Origin of the sequence: Proteiniphilum sp. (assembly GCF_034331125.1) — a bacterium.
Classification (GTDB): Bacteria; Bacteroidota; Bacteroidia; order Bacteroidales; family Dysgonomonadaceae; genus Proteiniphilum; species Proteiniphilum saccharofermentans.
In genome coordinates this window covers 1-14,821 of the sequence record NZ_JAXQGC010000014.1, presented here as the reverse complement: position 1 = coordinate 14,821, position 14,821 = coordinate 1, and the positions used below count along the sequence as shown (strand labels likewise).

Sequence of the window (14,821 nt, the reverse complement as noted above, 5' to 3'; positions counted from 1 at the left end):
TAATGTTGTGGAGGTATTACTTAACTCCTCTCACATTCATTTTTAGGGTATAAACCGAACTACGGGCCGTAATGAACAGGATATCCCGGTCTTTTCCTCCAAAACATACGTTGGACGGGCTCTCAGGGACTTCGATCTCCTGTCTCAGTTCTCCATCCGGTGAATAGACCCATACTTTACCCATCGTGAGATAAATATTTCCCCGCTCATCGATAGTCATTCCATCGGAACCTTTAGGTGCGAAGAAAGTTTTACCGGAGAGGCTCCCGTCGGGCCGGATCTCATATTTCCATATCTTCCCATCATTTATATCTGCTACGTACAGTGTCTTCCCATCAGGTGTGCCTATGATGCCGTTAGGTTGCTTGTAATCATCGATTACCCGTGATATGGCTCCGTCGCGTGAAAGGTGATAGACGCCCCGTCTGTCCTGTACCTCGGTATGTCCTTCCTCCCAGTAATCACGGTGGTAATAAGGATCGGTAAAGTAAATATCTCCATTGGGGGCAATCCATAGATCATTTGGCCCGTTCAGATGTTTGCCTTCGTAATTCTCAAAAAGAAGTTGTCTCTTTTTGTCTCTATCGAAATATACAAGTTGGTTAAACAGGTCGGCGCAAGCAACCAACTGGCCGTCAGCATTGAAATACATACCGTTGGATCTTCCGGTATCTTCCGACCATAATTCAATTCCCCTGATTTCATCCCATACATAAATACGGTCGTTGGGCTGATCGGTAAAGAAAATTCTCCCGTCCGGTGAAACGGCCGGGCCTTCGGTAAAAGCATAACCGGTACCGGCTTGTTGAATCTCTGCGTCTTCGGCGATAATGCCGGACTCCTGTCCGTAAAGGACGATAGTTGCTGATAGAAGAAGCACGGTATTTATTAATTTCATTTAAAATAATTTGGTTTGTTTGTTTTTCCATATCGCAAACATCAGTTTCTTCCGTAAAATAAATTTACTCCGATCAATGTTGTGGTGTAAAACTATAAAAAAAATCCGGAACACTGGGCCGGTTAGTGATGTTTTTTGATTGATTTTTATATCTTTGTGAAATATCTACAATATCAAGAGTCTTTATGTTTTAAACTAAAAACAAAGTCATGAAGAAATTCTTATCGTTTACCTTTTCTACTTTTCTTATCGGATTAGTGGCATGTAACAGTTCCGTTCAAAATAACAAAAACAGGATGCAAACAACTGATTTTATCCCCCAGGCCAAAGTCGAGGCGGTTATCAAACAACTCAAAGATTCTCTTGGAGATTCTCACGCATTCCGCATAGAGCGGGGTGTACGGCAGGTAGCAGGGCAATGGGGCGAACAGGATGGTACCGTAGACGATTTCGCAGGGTTTTGTAAGAATTCGTTTATTAGCGATACAGCACAACTTTCCGGCCTTTTTAGTGCGTTGGAACGTAATTTTGAAGTGATCTACGGTTACTTCCACAAGATAGATGTGATGCTCAAAGCTCCCTTGCAATTAGAAGGGCCTGAGATCACACCAGTGGACATGATGTTCGGTGGTTACGATGTCTCTGCCCATTTGACCGATGATTTGTATAACAATAAAATTGCGTTTCTTAGTGCGCTGAATTTTCCTTTCTATACGCTGGAAGAAAAAACTGAACAGGGCGCAGGATGGTCGCGGAAAGAGTGGGCTTATGCCCGGATGGGAGACAGGTTTACATCACGAGTGCCGGCAGCTATTTTACAGGATATTTCCAGAACGGTTACTGAGGCCGATGCTTATATCTCCGATTATAATATTTATATGGGAAATCTACGAAATGAGGCCGGGGAACAACTGTTTCCGGATAATATGAAACTAATTTCCCATTGGGGGTTACGCGACGAACTGAAATCAAACTATGCTGACAACCAAAAGGGGTTAGAAAAACAGCGGATGGTTTACAAGGTGATGCAACGTATTATTGACCAATCTATTCCTCTACAGGTGATCAACAATGATGACTATTCATGGGATCCGATAACGAACGAGTTGTTTGACAAGAATGGGGGATCCGTTGCTTCCAAACCTGAAGATATCCGGAGATATGAAGTGTTCTTAAAGAATTTTCATGCGATGCGTCAGTTAGACACCTATTCTCCCGATTATCCCACTCAGCTTGTCCGCGCATTCGATGGTACAATGGAAGTACCTCAAAAAGATGTGGAGGAACTATTCAGGGGATTACTCTCTTCGCCGCAGGTGAAAGAGGTGGCTTCATTTATTGAATCGAGGCTGGGACGGAAGCTGGAACCGTTCGATATCTGGTACAACGGTTTCAAATCGGGAGGAGGTATTCCCGAAGAGGACCTGACAGCCATTACTTCCCGGAAGTATCCCAACGCACAAGCACTTGAAGAAGATCTTCCCAATATTTTGATAAAGTTGGGTTGGAAGCCTGCTAAAGCCAGAGAGATTGCTTCACTTGTTACGGTGGATGCTTCCCGTGGTGCCGGCCATGCTTGGGGAGCTGCCATGCGGAATGATGTAGCACGCTTGCGTACCCGTGTCGGGACGGAAGGTATGGATTACAAAGGCTACAATATTGCTGTGCATGAGTTCGGACATAATGTGGAGCAGACTATTACCATGAACGATGTAGATTATTATATGTTGAACGGTGTTCCCAATACTGCCTTTACTGAAGCAGTAGCATTCATTTTCCAGAAGAGGGATCTGGAGTTGTTGGGATTGAAAAATCCGAACCCGGAAGATGAGTATTGGCTGGCGTTGGATAATTTCTGGTCTTGTTATGAGATCATGGGTGTTTCTCTTGTCGACATACAGGTATGGGAATGGCTATATGCTAACCCTGATGCTACGGCGGAACAACTGAAAGAGGCGGTGATTAGTGCTGCCAAAGAGGTATGGAACAGCTATTATGCCGGTATATTGGGAGGAGAGGATGAGACATTGCTTGGTATCTATTCACATATGATTGACTATCCGCTCTATCTGCCCAACTATCCCATGGGACATCTGATCGCTTTTCAGATCGAACAGCAGGTGCGGGGTAAGAATCTTGCCGACGAGATGGATCGCATGTATACGCAGGGAAGTATTATTCCCCAGCATTGGATGAAAAATGCCGTGGGTTCACCTATTTCCATTGATCCGTTGCTTGCCGCAACCAATGAGGCATTGCAGGCGTTAAAGAAATAAGCCGGCCTGTTGGCTGGGTTAAATGAGCATAATACAAGCTGTTTGCTTTATGCCATAGCGAGGGATATTCTAATTTTATTCAGCGATTAACACTGTTTTACGGGAAAATAGCGTAATTTTGTACCTGATCAGGAAAGATGCCGGAGTGGTCGATCGGGGCGGTCTCGAAAACCGTTGTACTCTCACGGGTACCAAGGGTTCGAATCCCTTTCTTTCCGCTGAAAGATATAGAGACTGTCTTAAAATGAAGTTTAACTTCAAGGGGACAGTCTCTTTTTTTGGATCACGTATGCATACTGAACTCGGATGTAAAATTGTTACCTGTGAAGATAAATAAAGTCCTAACATAAAAGTAGAAAAGTCCATATGAATAAAGGTATGAGTAAAAACTATCTACTAAGGGAATGGAGTTTATCGCCTGATAAAGGGGTAAAGTCTGGGTTATTTCCGTTATTTGTTGTATCTTTCGCATGTGTTTTTGGTCGGATTTCCCCGTTTTTGGCCTCCAAACCGTATTTTCGGGGTTTTCCATAAAGATACAAAAATGCCAACTATCTCACAAGTAAATAGTTGGGTATTTTTTTTAATTTAGCGAACGTGCCTAGATAAGGATCGCTTTTGTATCCCTATTATCGATTAAGATGGCGGGCCTGTTCTTTGTGTATATCACATCCGGTACAGCCGCCACAGATAGAGTGGTCTCTTTCGGTGAAAAAGAAACGATAGATTGCCCGTATGAGGATGATCCCCACAATGATACCGATGATAATAACGATGAAAAGTTGTATATCCATACCTTTTAAACAGTATTATAACAGGAAAAGTTTTTAGATACAACTCCTAAATCAACAGGTTTCCTATCTGGTATACCAGGAATGCTATAAGCCAGGCGAGACCTGTAGAGTAAAGTACACTGAATAGTGCCCATCTCCAGGAATGCGACTCTTCTTTGATGGCTACTACTGAGGCTACGCAGGGGAAGTAAATCAATACAAAGAGCAAAAAACCGGCTACCACAAGAGGGGTGAAGATAGGCGATCCGTCCGCATAAGACTCTGCCTTTAGCCGGTGCTGCAATGATTGCTGGTCTTCACTATCACCGGTGTATAGTACGCCCATGGTGGAGATGACGATCTCCTTGGCTGCCATTCCCGATAGCAGGCTCACTGATATTTTCCAGTCGAATCCGAGCGGGCGCATCGCAGGTTCAATGAACTTTCCGATATTCCCGATATAGGAATTCTCCTGATGAGTTGTATTACGTAGATGTTCTATCCCGGTGACCTTTTCCTCTCTCTCTTCGTGGCTTATTTCATTCCGGTCGTATTGTGCATCGACCATGGCGATCTCACTGTCGAACGCGGCGTCTCTCTCTGCATTCTGGGGGAAATATCCCAGGAACCAGATTACAATAGAAGCAATCAGGATGGGGCCTCCCATTTTCCGGAGGTATTGGCTCGACCGATCCCACATATGGGTGATGATAGATTTACTGGTGGGCATCCGGTAGGGAGGAAGTTCCATTACAAAAGGTGTCTCCTCTTCTTTAAAGGCTGTTTTGCGAAGTATTCGTGCCGTGAACGCGGCAATCAAAATGCCGAAGGCATATAATCCAAGCATTACCAGGCTCCCGTATTTAGGGATAAAGGCGCTGACGAAGAGAATATAAACCGGTAATCGGGCGCTACATGACATGAACGGTACAATGAACATGGTGATCATGCGGCTACTCCTGCTCTCGATGGTGCGTGTAGCCATGATGGCGGGAACATTACAGCCGAATCCCATGATGAGAGGGATAAACGATTTCCCGTGCAAGCCGATGCGGTGCATCAGTTTATCCATGATGAAAGCTGCACGTGCCATATATCCCGAGTCTTCCATAAAGGCAATGAAAAGATATAATATCACAATATTGGGGAGGAAGACGATGACGCCTCCTACACCTCCGATGATACCATCTACAACTAGTGCCTTTAATGGTCCCTCCTGCATATTGCCTCTGACGAGGTTACCCAGTTGTTCCACCAGCCATTCGATCCATTCCATCGGGTAATTCCCCAGCCGGAAAGTCGCTTCGAACATTACCCACAAAAACAGGAAAAAGAGAGGGAATCCGATATATTTATGGGTTACTAAAGCATCTATTAATTTTGTTGTTTCGGAAAACTGGGTCTTTTCAGTAAGCGTTTCTTTTAATCCGCCGGCGATAAAACCATAGCGGGCATTGGTAAAGGCCGATTCCGGATCTTCACGCAACAGCTTTTCAATATAGGCCCGCTCTCTGTCTCTGCGGCTGAATATCTGTTCCGGTTGCGGCAATGTGCGGACACGCTTCTCAATATCTTTATCACCTTCAAGTAATTTGACGCAGATATAGCGTAATGGCATATTCCATCCGGCATACAAGGTCGGATCCACGCTTTTGAATTCCCGTTCCATGATGCCGATGGACTTCTCCAACACCCGTCCATAGGGGATCTGCACATAATCGAACTCCTCCTGTTTGTAGATATCGATTACTTTTTCGAGTAATTGGGGGATACCCTCACCCCTTTTGCCCACAGTGGGTACCATAGGAATATTGATCAATGATCCGAACGTCTCGTAATCGAATGTACGGCCGCTCTCTTCCAGTTCGTCATACATGTTCAGTGCGATCACCATCGGCACTTTCAGATCAATCAGTTCCGTGGTGAGATAGAGATTTCGCTCTGCCGCCGATGCCGATACCACGTTCACAATCACATCAGGCTTTTCATCCAGTATATGTTTCCGGACGAATAATTCTTCGGGGGTATATGCCGATAACGAGTAAGTGCCGGGAAGATCTATCAGTGTGAACTCATAGCCATTGTGGCGCAAGGTGCCCTCTTTCGAGTCGACAGTCACACCACTGTAATTACCCACATGCTCGTGTGCACCGGAAGCCAGATTGAAAATGGTGGTTTTTCCCGAATTGGGATTTCCCAGAAGTGCGACTTTTATTTTCTTATCGGTATGATTTCCTCCATTTTTATAGTGATGTATCCGTGGTTCTGTCCCACTGTCGTGACTGGCCTCTGTGTTTTGCTGAACTTCCTCTTCAGTTATGGGTTTCTTCTTATATGGGGCGTCATTTTGGATATCTCCTGCCAGTATCGATATTTCAATCATTACCGCCTCGCTCCGGCGTAGCGATACCTCGTACTCCATGATCTCATATTTGATGGGATCTTTTAATGGAGCGTTCAGTATCGATTTGACTTCCTCTCCGCGTATGAACCCCATTTCGAGGATACGTTTCCTGAAAGCCCCGCTACCATTTACTTTTACGATGTACGCTTTTTGTCCCGTTTGTAATTCTGAAAGACGCATTAATGATTGATTTTCTTATTTCGGCTTGCAAAGATAAGGCTTTTTGCTTTAATTATTTATATTGTTTCTAAATAATGGGATTCGTTGTCGCTTTAAGCCTTCTTATCCTGCCAGTAATATATATAAGATAGGAATAAGCAGGCCGATGACCAGGTACCATTTCCCTCTTTTCGTGATGCCATGTTTCCCCTTTACCATAAACAGTCCTGATACGGCCAGAAAGATCAGTGATCCGGCGAATATATCGGCCATGAGCGACCACCCTTTGACGCGGTTATAATGGAGCCGGTTCACCCAGTAGGCAATCGGTTTTTTCCTGCTTATCTGGTATTGAGCTATACCTGTTTGTGGGTCATATTCTCCGATACCGCCCTGCAGCATTAACCTGTATTTTCCTGTGGTTTCGCCGATATTGTTCAGTCCGGGCCTGTCGGGTTCGGATTGCCATTCTTGTGTGAACTCTTCCGTTGTGAGCCCTTTGGTGAAAGTCAGGCTCTTATTCTCAACTTTATATGAAGGGTCTTTGTGGTCCATATGGTTGAGCAAAATACCGGAAATTCCATAAACGAGGGAGAGTCCTACCATTACGAACCCGATGTCACGATGGAGGATTCGTATCCATTTTCTTATTTTTGGACTAATTGTGAACTTTTTCATAGTTCAACCCGTCTACATAATATATCGAGTAATAATCTTTGCCCCGGGCTTTCATCCAATCTTTCATCTCGTTGATATTGGCCAACTCTGCCTGGCAAGTTTCAGCAGAGGCTTCTTCTTTCGTCAGTTTTTCGTTGACACTACTTTCCATATCTGCTATTTCAACTTCGGTGAGTCGTCTTTCTCGCAATATACCGTTTACTTTTAATTGTGAACCGACCAATTCCTTGTCGAATGACCCTATGTCCCCTTTGGCTTCTACCCGGATTGAATACTTCTGTCCCTCTCCGGTCAGAAAACAGCGTTTACCTGAATGCTCACAGGTATGGGTTACATACCCTTTGATTGCCACCGGTTCACCTATCAATGATTCGGCTACGGCATAAAGGGAGTCGGCATCGAAGACAATCGCTCCGGTTTCCGCCACGGTCTCTTTACTTTCACTGCTCTTTTGTGTTTGTCCCGCATTGTTACAGGACGCGGCAAAGAAGGCAAATGCCACTAAAATAAAAGTTAACTGCTTCATACGATTATTCTATTATGATTAAAACTGTAAATTTACAGCTTTTTGTTGATTATTAATTAGATATTACGATATAAGAAACTGTTTTGAATTTTATGAGTAATTTTTCACACTTATTTTTCCGCTCTTTCATATTGTTTTTTGCCCTTTTTTGCGCCTTTGAACTTTCATTTCTTTCAAGTAGCCCGCTACATTTCAATAAATGAAAATCCAAATCCATCAAAAAATTACTAAAAAACAATGGATGAAAAAATTCAAAACAGTTTCTAAGTGAAACTTCAAAATAACATTTTTTTTCATTATAAAACCATCCCCTAAAATGAGTATATTTATGTGATGATATAGCATGAAATGGTAGTAGTTTTTCAATGCCGTCTTTTCTTTATATTTTTGCAGACAGTGATTATAACTGGGGGATTTATTTACTTTTTCTGATTGCCGAATTGGGAAAAGAGGAAAGATACTGCTAGTGAATGTGTGCAGGGTGAAGGATTGAAGAGGGTAAGAAAATTTATATAAATATTAAATGCATGGATCTATGAATTACAGAATTGAAAAGGATACGCTGGGTGAGGTACAGGTACCTGCCGATAAGCTGTGGGGTGCGCAAACCGAGCGGTCGCGCAATAATTTCAAGATTGGAAGTCCCGCTTCCATGCCGAAGGAAATCATTTACGGATTTGCTTACCTGAAAAAGGGAGCGGCGTATGCCAACCATGAATTGGGTGTGTTGTCGCTGGAGAAACGCGATTATATTGCGCAGGTATGTGATGAAATTCTGGAGGGCAAGCTCGATGACCAGTTCCCGCTGGTTATCTGGCAGACAGGGTCGGGGACGCAGAGCAACATGAATGTAAACGAAGTAATTGCCAACCGTGCCCATCAACTGGCAGGAAAGACGATCGGAGAGGGTGAAAAAACATTACAACCCAACGATGATGTGAACAAGTCGCAGTCGTCGAATGACACTTTCCCAACCGGAATGCATATCGCCTGCTACAAAAAGATAGTAGAAGTGACTCTTCCCGGATTGCGCCAACTGCAGAAAGCATTGGCCGCCAAATCGAAAGAGATGGCGGATGTGGTGAAGATCGGGCGGACACATCTTATGGATGCCACTCCCCTTACATTGGGACAGGAATTCAGCGGATATGCCGCACAACTCGCGTATGGCATCCGTGCGATTGAAAATACCTTGCCGCATTTGGCTGAACTTGCTTTGGGTGGTACTGCTGTAGGAACGGGATTAAATACTCCCAGGGACTATGATGTGACTGTAGCCCGTTACATTGCCGAATTTACCGGCCTTCCTTTTGTAACTGCCCCGAATAAATTTGAAGCGCTTGCGTCACATGACGCCATTGTGGAAACACATGGAGCACTGAAACAGGTCGCTGTATCGCTTAACAAGATAGCTAATGATATCCGCCTACTGGCCTCGGGGCCCAGGAGTGGTATCGGTGAGATTATTATCCCCGCGAATGAGCCCGGTTCGTCTATCATGCCCGGGAAAGTGAATCCGACCCAGTCGGAAGCGCTCACCATGGTATGCGCCCAGGTAATGGGAAATGATGTGGCAATTACCGTAGGAGGCATGCAGGGACATTTTGAGCTGAATGTCTTTAAACCGGTGATGGCTGCTAACTTCTTGCAAAGCGCACAACTCTTGGGTGATGCTGCCCTGTCGTTCGATATCCATTGCGTATCGGGTATTGAGCCTAACAGGCCGCGTATTAAGGAATTGCTCGACAATTCATTGATGCTGGTAACCGCTTTGAATACGAAGATCGGTTATTATAAAGCTGCCGAGATCGCCAACGCGGCTCACCGGAACGGAACTACGCTCAAAGAGGAAGCTGTCCGCCTGGGTTATGTCTCTGCGGAAGATTTCGATAAGTGGGTGCGTCCCGAGGATATGACCGGTCCCTTGGCTTAATCTTAATAATAAGTATTTTTGAACGGCATCGTTTTCCGATGCCGTTTTTTCTTTGTATTTTTGCCTGCTAATGCAAAATAACCCGGACTTATTGAACAAAATCATATTTATGGCAACAAAACCATTTATTTATCAGGAGCCTTTTCCGATGTCGAAAGACCAGACATCCTATTATCTGCTCACAAAGGAGCATGTATCAGTGGCATCCTTTGAAGGGAAAGAAATCCTGAAGGTCTCGAAAGAGGGATTAACCCTATTGGCGGAGACTGCTTTCCGTGATGTGGAATTCCTGCTGCGCCCCGACCACCAGGAGCAAGTGGCTGGCATTCTCGCCGACCCCGAAGCGAGTGACAATGATAAGTTCGTGGCGCTCACCTTCCTGCGTAATGCCGAGATATCGGCGAAAGGGATTCTTCCTTTCTGTCAGGATACGGGCACGGCGATTATCATGGGGAAAAAGGGACAGCAGGTATGGACTGACGGGAACGATGAGGAGGCCCTTTCGCGGGGAGTGTACAATACTTTCGTGAACGAGAACCTGCGTTATTCCCAGAATGCGGCATTGAACATGTATGATGAAGTGAACACGGGCACGAACCTGCCCGCGCAAATCGACCTCTATGCAACGGAGGGAGACGAGTACAAGTTCCTCTGCATTGCCAAAGGAGGCGGTTCGGCCAATAAAACCTATCTCTATCAGGAGACCAAAGCGCTGCTTACTCCCGGTAAACTGGAAGAGTTCCTGATCGCAAAAATGAAGTCACTGGGAACTGCTGCCTGCCCTCCCTATCACTTGGCGTTCGTGATTGGTGGCACCTCGGCCGAAGCAAACCTGAAGACGGTGAAGCTTGCCTCCGCCAAATACTATGATAACCTGCCCACGGAAGGGAATGAGCTGGGACAGGCTTTCCGGGACATTGAACTGGAGGACAGGCTGAAGAAAGCCTCTGAAGAGTTGGGGCTGGGCGCACAGTTTGGAGGGAAATATTTCGCCCATGACGTGCGGGTTATTCGCCTGCCGCGCCACGGTGCTTCCTGTCCCGTAGGGATGGGAGTATCCTGTTCGGCCGACCGCAACATCAAGGCAAAAATCAACCGCGAAGGTATCTGGATCGAAAAACTGGAGGATAACCCCACCCGTCTTATTCCTGAAGAATACCGAGAAGTGGGTGAAGGAGGGGGAGTGAATATCGACCTCAACAGGCCTATGAATGAAATCCTCGCGGAGCTTTCCAAATATCCGGTCTCCACCCGCCTTTCGCTGAATGGTACGATCATTGTCGGTAGGGACATAGCCCATGCCAAGCTTAAAGAACGCATCGATCGCGGGGAAGGGCTCCCACAGTATATCAAGGATCATCCTATTTACTATGCGGGCCCGGCCAAGACTCCGGAGGGTTATGCTTCCGGATCGATGGGACCCACCACGGCAGGGCGCATGGACTCATACGTGGATCTGTTCCAGTCGCACGGCGGCAGCATGATCATGCTGGCAAAAGGGAACCGCAGTCAGCAGGTGACCGATGCCTGTAAAAAGCATGGAGGTTTCTATTTAGGCAGTATTGGCGGCCCGGCAGCCATCCTGGCGCAGGATAGCATCAAGAGCCTTGAATGTGTGGAGTATCCCGAATTGGGGATGGAAGCGATATGGAAGATTGAAGTGGAAGATTTTCCGGCATTTATCCTGGTGGATGACAAGGGAAATGATTTCTTCCAGGTAGTGACACAGCCTAATTGTGCAGTAGGGTAAATACACGTTAGGGTAAATAGCAGAGAAAAAACCGGTGCCGACTTTCCGTAACCCTTTGGAGGTAATGGAAAGCCGGCATCTCTATTTAACCGAAGTAGCGTTTGAACCCCGGTTGAAGGGGTTTTGGCTTTAATTTAATACTTTTCCGGTTTCATCGATTTTTACTTTTATTTCGGAGTTACCCTTTTCAAGTTCCAGCAGGTAGTAATTGCCCCGAGGCGTTTCTACAAAGTCGGCATCATCGATATGGTATCCACTGTATGCGGGATCATTTGCTATGTTACTTATCGCCTGTGGTAATTCGGAAACCCTGACATCCCATGATGTGTGCAGCCAGTTATTATTCAGGTCGAAGACAACATCTTTGCTTAAAGTGTCATGGATTATATCCACCTCGATGGTGTTCCTTGCCCGGTCAATCTCCACGACCTGTGCACCCGGATATTTGTTTTCGATAAATGCCCTGATATCGCTGGCGGCAGCATCCGATAATTTGTCGTCATCACAGCTCAAAAATGGCAGTGTTATTACAGCCAGAGCCAATATTATTAAGATAGCTTTTTGTTTCATACGTTTTTAATTTGTTTGAGTCAGAAATTAGTACTAAGAAATCAGAAGTTAAGAAGTGGAGAAGTTAAGAAGCGGGATAATCTCCCAAATCCGAGATCCGAATTTTTTAATCATCAATATCAATTACATTAAAGTTAGCGTCGAATTCCAGTTCCATGCCATTCAATAATTCGATCTCATGCCGGTTTCGGCTCTTTTTTTCTATTTTGGTTATTTTTAAATCGGGATAATTCGTCCTCACATAATTAGCGATTTGCGGAGGCACTACTTCCGAAGGAAGTTCCGTGTACTTGCAATCAATCTCTTTCCAGATACCTTTCCTGTCAAATTCTGCTTTGTTTCCATTGGTGAAAATGACTTCATAGCTTTTTCCCGAAAATTCACGTTCCATTTTAACCAATGCAACGGACTGGTTGGGGAAATATTTTTTGATCATCTGCTGAGACTGGGCCGGCAGTTGATCAAAACTGATAGGTCTGTCGTTGCCGGCTTGGGTTGATACGTGAATAGCTGTCACACATAGGAATAGAAGAATTAATTTTTTCATTTGTAATTTCTTTTTATTTCAGTGAATACATTGGCAAAGCTATAACTTGATTCTGAAAAGAAAATGAAATTTTTACCGGGAGATTTCAAAACGATGAAAATTATTCTCAAAAGCATAGCTTATATGTAGTTTTTCCAAATCGCATATTGATTTGATCAAGGCCAGACCCAGCCCTGAGGACTCAGGTTTTTTATTCCCCTGGTAGAATCTCTTGAAAATAAGTTGGGAGTCAAGGGTGAATTCCTGTCCGCTGTTTTTGATAACAAGTTTCGACGGAGAGATTTCGATAACGATCTTTCCATTTGCGATGTTGTGGACAAAAGCATTTTTGATAATGTTGTTGACCAGTATATCAGCCAACGTTTCATTCATTATTACTTTAAATATACCGGATTCCCTGATTTCAACTTCTACATTCATATGGGCATACACTTCCCGATAGTCGTTGATATTCTTTTTTATGATAGAGTTTAACTCAATATGATGTGTGCCGGGAAACTGCCTGTTTTCTATTTTGGAGAGCAGTAGTAGTGTTTTATTTAACCTGGTGATCTGTTCAAGGGTCCGGAGTGTTTTCGACAATTCTTCCAGTTGGGTTTCGGTGAGGGACTCGTCTTCCATCAGGTTTTCAAGACGATTACGGCATACGGCCAGCGGAGTCTGAATTTCGTGGGAGGCATTTCCGATAAACTGTTTTTGCTCTTCGAAAACCTGCTCGCTACGTTGCATGCTCTTGACCACTGCTTCGTTCAGTCTTCTGAATTCAGTGATATCTGTATCATTGTTCAATGGGACATTTTTTCCCCCTATCTTGTATCTATTGAACCATGCAAGTAATTTATGTAGAGGCCGGTTGCTTTGGTGGTACACCCAGATATTGATCAGAAGGATACAAAATAACAGTCCGAAATACAGAAAGATCATCCAGTAAAGAATGGCCTCTTTGAGATCTTTCTTTTCAATGGTGGGGATAGCAACAACCAATTCGTAGTATTTTCCGTTTTCATCCCTGTAAACGGTAGTGAGTATACGAGCCGGCTCTGTTTCCCTTTTGAGTGGTATGTATATCATGGAATCGGTATAATGAATATGGGGTTTGCTTTGTGCCTCCCCGGCAGTTATTTCTTTCAGGTAATATTGGTTATTTGAGTTGTTACTTTCAGAAGGCATTTCTTCTCCTGCAAGCTGACGCATGATGATCTGTTCGGAGTAATCTTCCAGTGAGTCGTCGGTTTCATCGTTTATTTCATCGATCATCCTCATATAAAAGAAGACAGCCCATATAGCCAGGACAATACTGAGTACAATGCTCAAACGGATGATGATATGGTAGATCAGTTTCATTAGCGATTATTCAATAATTAGTTTGTAGCCGATACCGTATACGGCTTTTATTTCTATGCTTGCCCCGGATTCTTTCAGTTTCTTCCTCAGGTTTTTGATCTGCGCATAAATGAAGTCGAAATTATCGACCTGATCGATATGGTCGCCCCACACCGCTTCTGCGAGTGTGTGCTTATTGATCAGCCGGTTGCTGCGATTTGCAAAATAGAAAAGTATGTCGTATTCCTTGCGGTTAAGGTCTATATCCTTATCGCCAACTGTAACCTTGAATCCATCAGGATAAATTTTCACATTGCCTGTCTCAATGGCCATGTTGCCGTCCTGTTGTTTCCGTCGTATAACACTCCTGATCCGGGCAATCAGTTCGGCCAGATGAAAGGGTTTAGCCAGATAGTCATCTGCGCCCAGTTCCAGCCCTCCAATTTTATCTTCCAGTGCGTCATTAGCCGAGATAATGATCACACTGTCCGGTTTTTGCATTTTCTTTAAAGCTTCCAGTATCAATAACCCGTTACCATCGGGAAGCATAATATCCAACAGGATACAATCGTATTCGTAATCTTCAATCTTCCGAAGGGCCGATTGATAGGTTGAAGCACATTCCACCACATACCTTTCTCTTTCCAGGGTTCGCCTGATCAACTCCTGCAAGGAGGGTTCATCTTCCACTATCAATATCTTCATATGAACATTTATATTTAGAGTCAAGAACCAAGAGCCAAGATGCAAGACTTGAAACTTGGAAGCAAAGAACGGCATAATTTCTGAATTAAATCTGAAAAATCTTTTTAAGTCGTATCAATGATTTTTTTTGTGCCCGTCTGAAGGTAACAGATCATAAAATCAAGGGGTTAAGATAATCAGACAGGCGAACAGTCCAATCAGTATTATAGCTAAAAGGATATAAATAAGGCTCTATAACGTTTGGTGTGGGTAATTTTGTTTTGTAGTTTTACCTTTGTG

12 protein-coding genes and 1 tRNA gene are annotated in these 14,821 nt (G+C 44.3%); 4 read left to right on the top strand and 9 right to left on the bottom strand.

What is annotated here, in order from left to right; genetic code table 11:
* Positions 1-16: 16 nt before the first annotated feature.
* The gene (locus U2P89_RS03810) at positions 17-898 is read right to left on the bottom strand and encodes an SMP-30/gluconolactonase/LRE family protein (RefSeq protein WP_322190676.1); all 882 of its coding nucleotides are present in this window, start codon (positions 896-898) and stop codon (positions 17-19) included.
* A gap of 209 nt (positions 899-1,107) precedes the next feature.
* On the opposite strand from U2P89_RS03810, the gene U2P89_RS03805 reads away from it, so the two are divergent.
* Together U2P89_RS03805 and U2P89_RS03800 are read left to right on the top strand one after the other, a co-directional pair.
* A complete protein-coding gene (locus U2P89_RS03805; RefSeq protein WP_322190675.1) occupies positions 1,108-3,174 on the top strand; it encodes a hypothetical protein in 2,067 nt (688 codons plus the stop codon).
* 131 nt (positions 3,175-3,305) lie between these two features.
* A tRNA-Ser gene (locus U2P89_RS03800) sits at positions 3,306-3,392 on the top strand.
* 411 nt (positions 3,393-3,803) lie between these two features.
* Here U2P89_RS03800 and U2P89_RS03795 read toward each other — a convergent pair.
* The 4 genes from U2P89_RS03795 to U2P89_RS03780 form a co-directional block, all read right to left on the bottom strand.
* Complete coding sequence (locus U2P89_RS03795) at positions 3,804-3,968, bottom strand: hypothetical protein (protein WP_322190674.1); 165 nt, start codon at positions 3,966-3,968, stop codon at positions 3,804-3,806.
* A 46-nt stretch (positions 3,969-4,014) separates the two neighbouring features.
* Positions 4,015-6,531: a ferrous iron transport protein B gene (gene feoB / locus U2P89_RS03790; protein ID WP_313379855.1), complete on the bottom strand. Its 2,517-nt coding sequence runs from the start codon at positions 6,529-6,531 to the stop codon at positions 4,015-4,017.
* Positions 6,532-6,633: 102 nt separating this feature from the next.
* The gene (locus tag U2P89_RS03785; protein ID WP_076931691.1) at positions 6,634-7,188 is read right to left on the bottom strand and encodes a PepSY-associated TM helix domain-containing protein; all 555 of its coding nucleotides are present in this window, start codon (positions 7,186-7,188) and stop codon (positions 6,634-6,636) included.
* On the bottom strand, positions 7,169-7,714 hold the full coding sequence (locus U2P89_RS03780; RefSeq protein ID WP_092025621.1) for a hypothetical protein: 546 nt from the start codon (positions 7,712-7,714) through the stop codon (positions 7,169-7,171). The genes U2P89_RS03785 and U2P89_RS03780 overlap by 20 nt, the downstream gene beginning before the upstream one ends.
* A gap of 535 nt (positions 7,715-8,249) precedes the next feature.
* On the opposite strand from U2P89_RS03780, the gene fumC reads away from it, so the two are divergent.
* Positions 8,250-9,647 carry a class II fumarate hydratase gene (gene fumC / locus U2P89_RS03775; protein ID WP_092025636.1) on the top strand — a complete coding sequence of 466 codons (1,398 nt, stop codon included), beginning with the start codon at positions 8,250-8,252 and terminating at the stop codon, positions 9,645-9,647.
* Between the two features lie 109 nt (positions 9,648-9,756).
* On the top strand, positions 9,757-11,397 hold the full coding sequence (locus tag U2P89_RS03770) for a fumarate hydratase (protein WP_091909935.1): 1,641 nt from the start codon (positions 9,757-9,759) through the stop codon (positions 11,395-11,397).
* A gap of 129 nt (positions 11,398-11,526) precedes the next feature.
* On the opposite strand, the gene U2P89_RS03765 is transcribed toward U2P89_RS03770, so the two are convergent.
* The 4 genes from U2P89_RS03765 to U2P89_RS03750 all read right to left on the bottom strand — a co-directional run bounded on the left by U2P89_RS03765 (position 11,527) and on the right by U2P89_RS03750 (position 14,542).
* Positions 11,527-11,967, bottom strand: coding sequence for a PepSY-like domain-containing protein (locus U2P89_RS03765; RefSeq protein ID WP_092025624.1), 441 nt, complete (start codon positions 11,965-11,967; stop codon positions 11,527-11,529).
* 106 nt (positions 11,968-12,073) lie between these two features.
* The gene (locus U2P89_RS03760; RefSeq protein ID WP_322190673.1) at positions 12,074-12,514 is read right to left on the bottom strand and encodes a PepSY-like domain-containing protein; all 441 of its coding nucleotides are present in this window, start codon (positions 12,512-12,514) and stop codon (positions 12,074-12,076) included.
* Between the two features lie 72 nt (positions 12,515-12,586).
* Positions 12,587-13,858, bottom strand: coding sequence for a HAMP domain-containing sensor histidine kinase (locus tag U2P89_RS03755; RefSeq protein ID WP_322190672.1), 1,272 nt, complete (start codon positions 13,856-13,858; stop codon positions 12,587-12,589).
* Positions 13,859-13,864: 6 nt separating this feature from the next.
* On the bottom strand, positions 13,865-14,542 hold the full coding sequence (locus U2P89_RS03750; protein WP_076932322.1) for a response regulator transcription factor: 678 nt from the start codon (positions 14,540-14,542) through the stop codon (positions 13,865-13,867).
* Between the last annotated feature and the right edge of the window lie 279 nt (positions 14,543-14,821).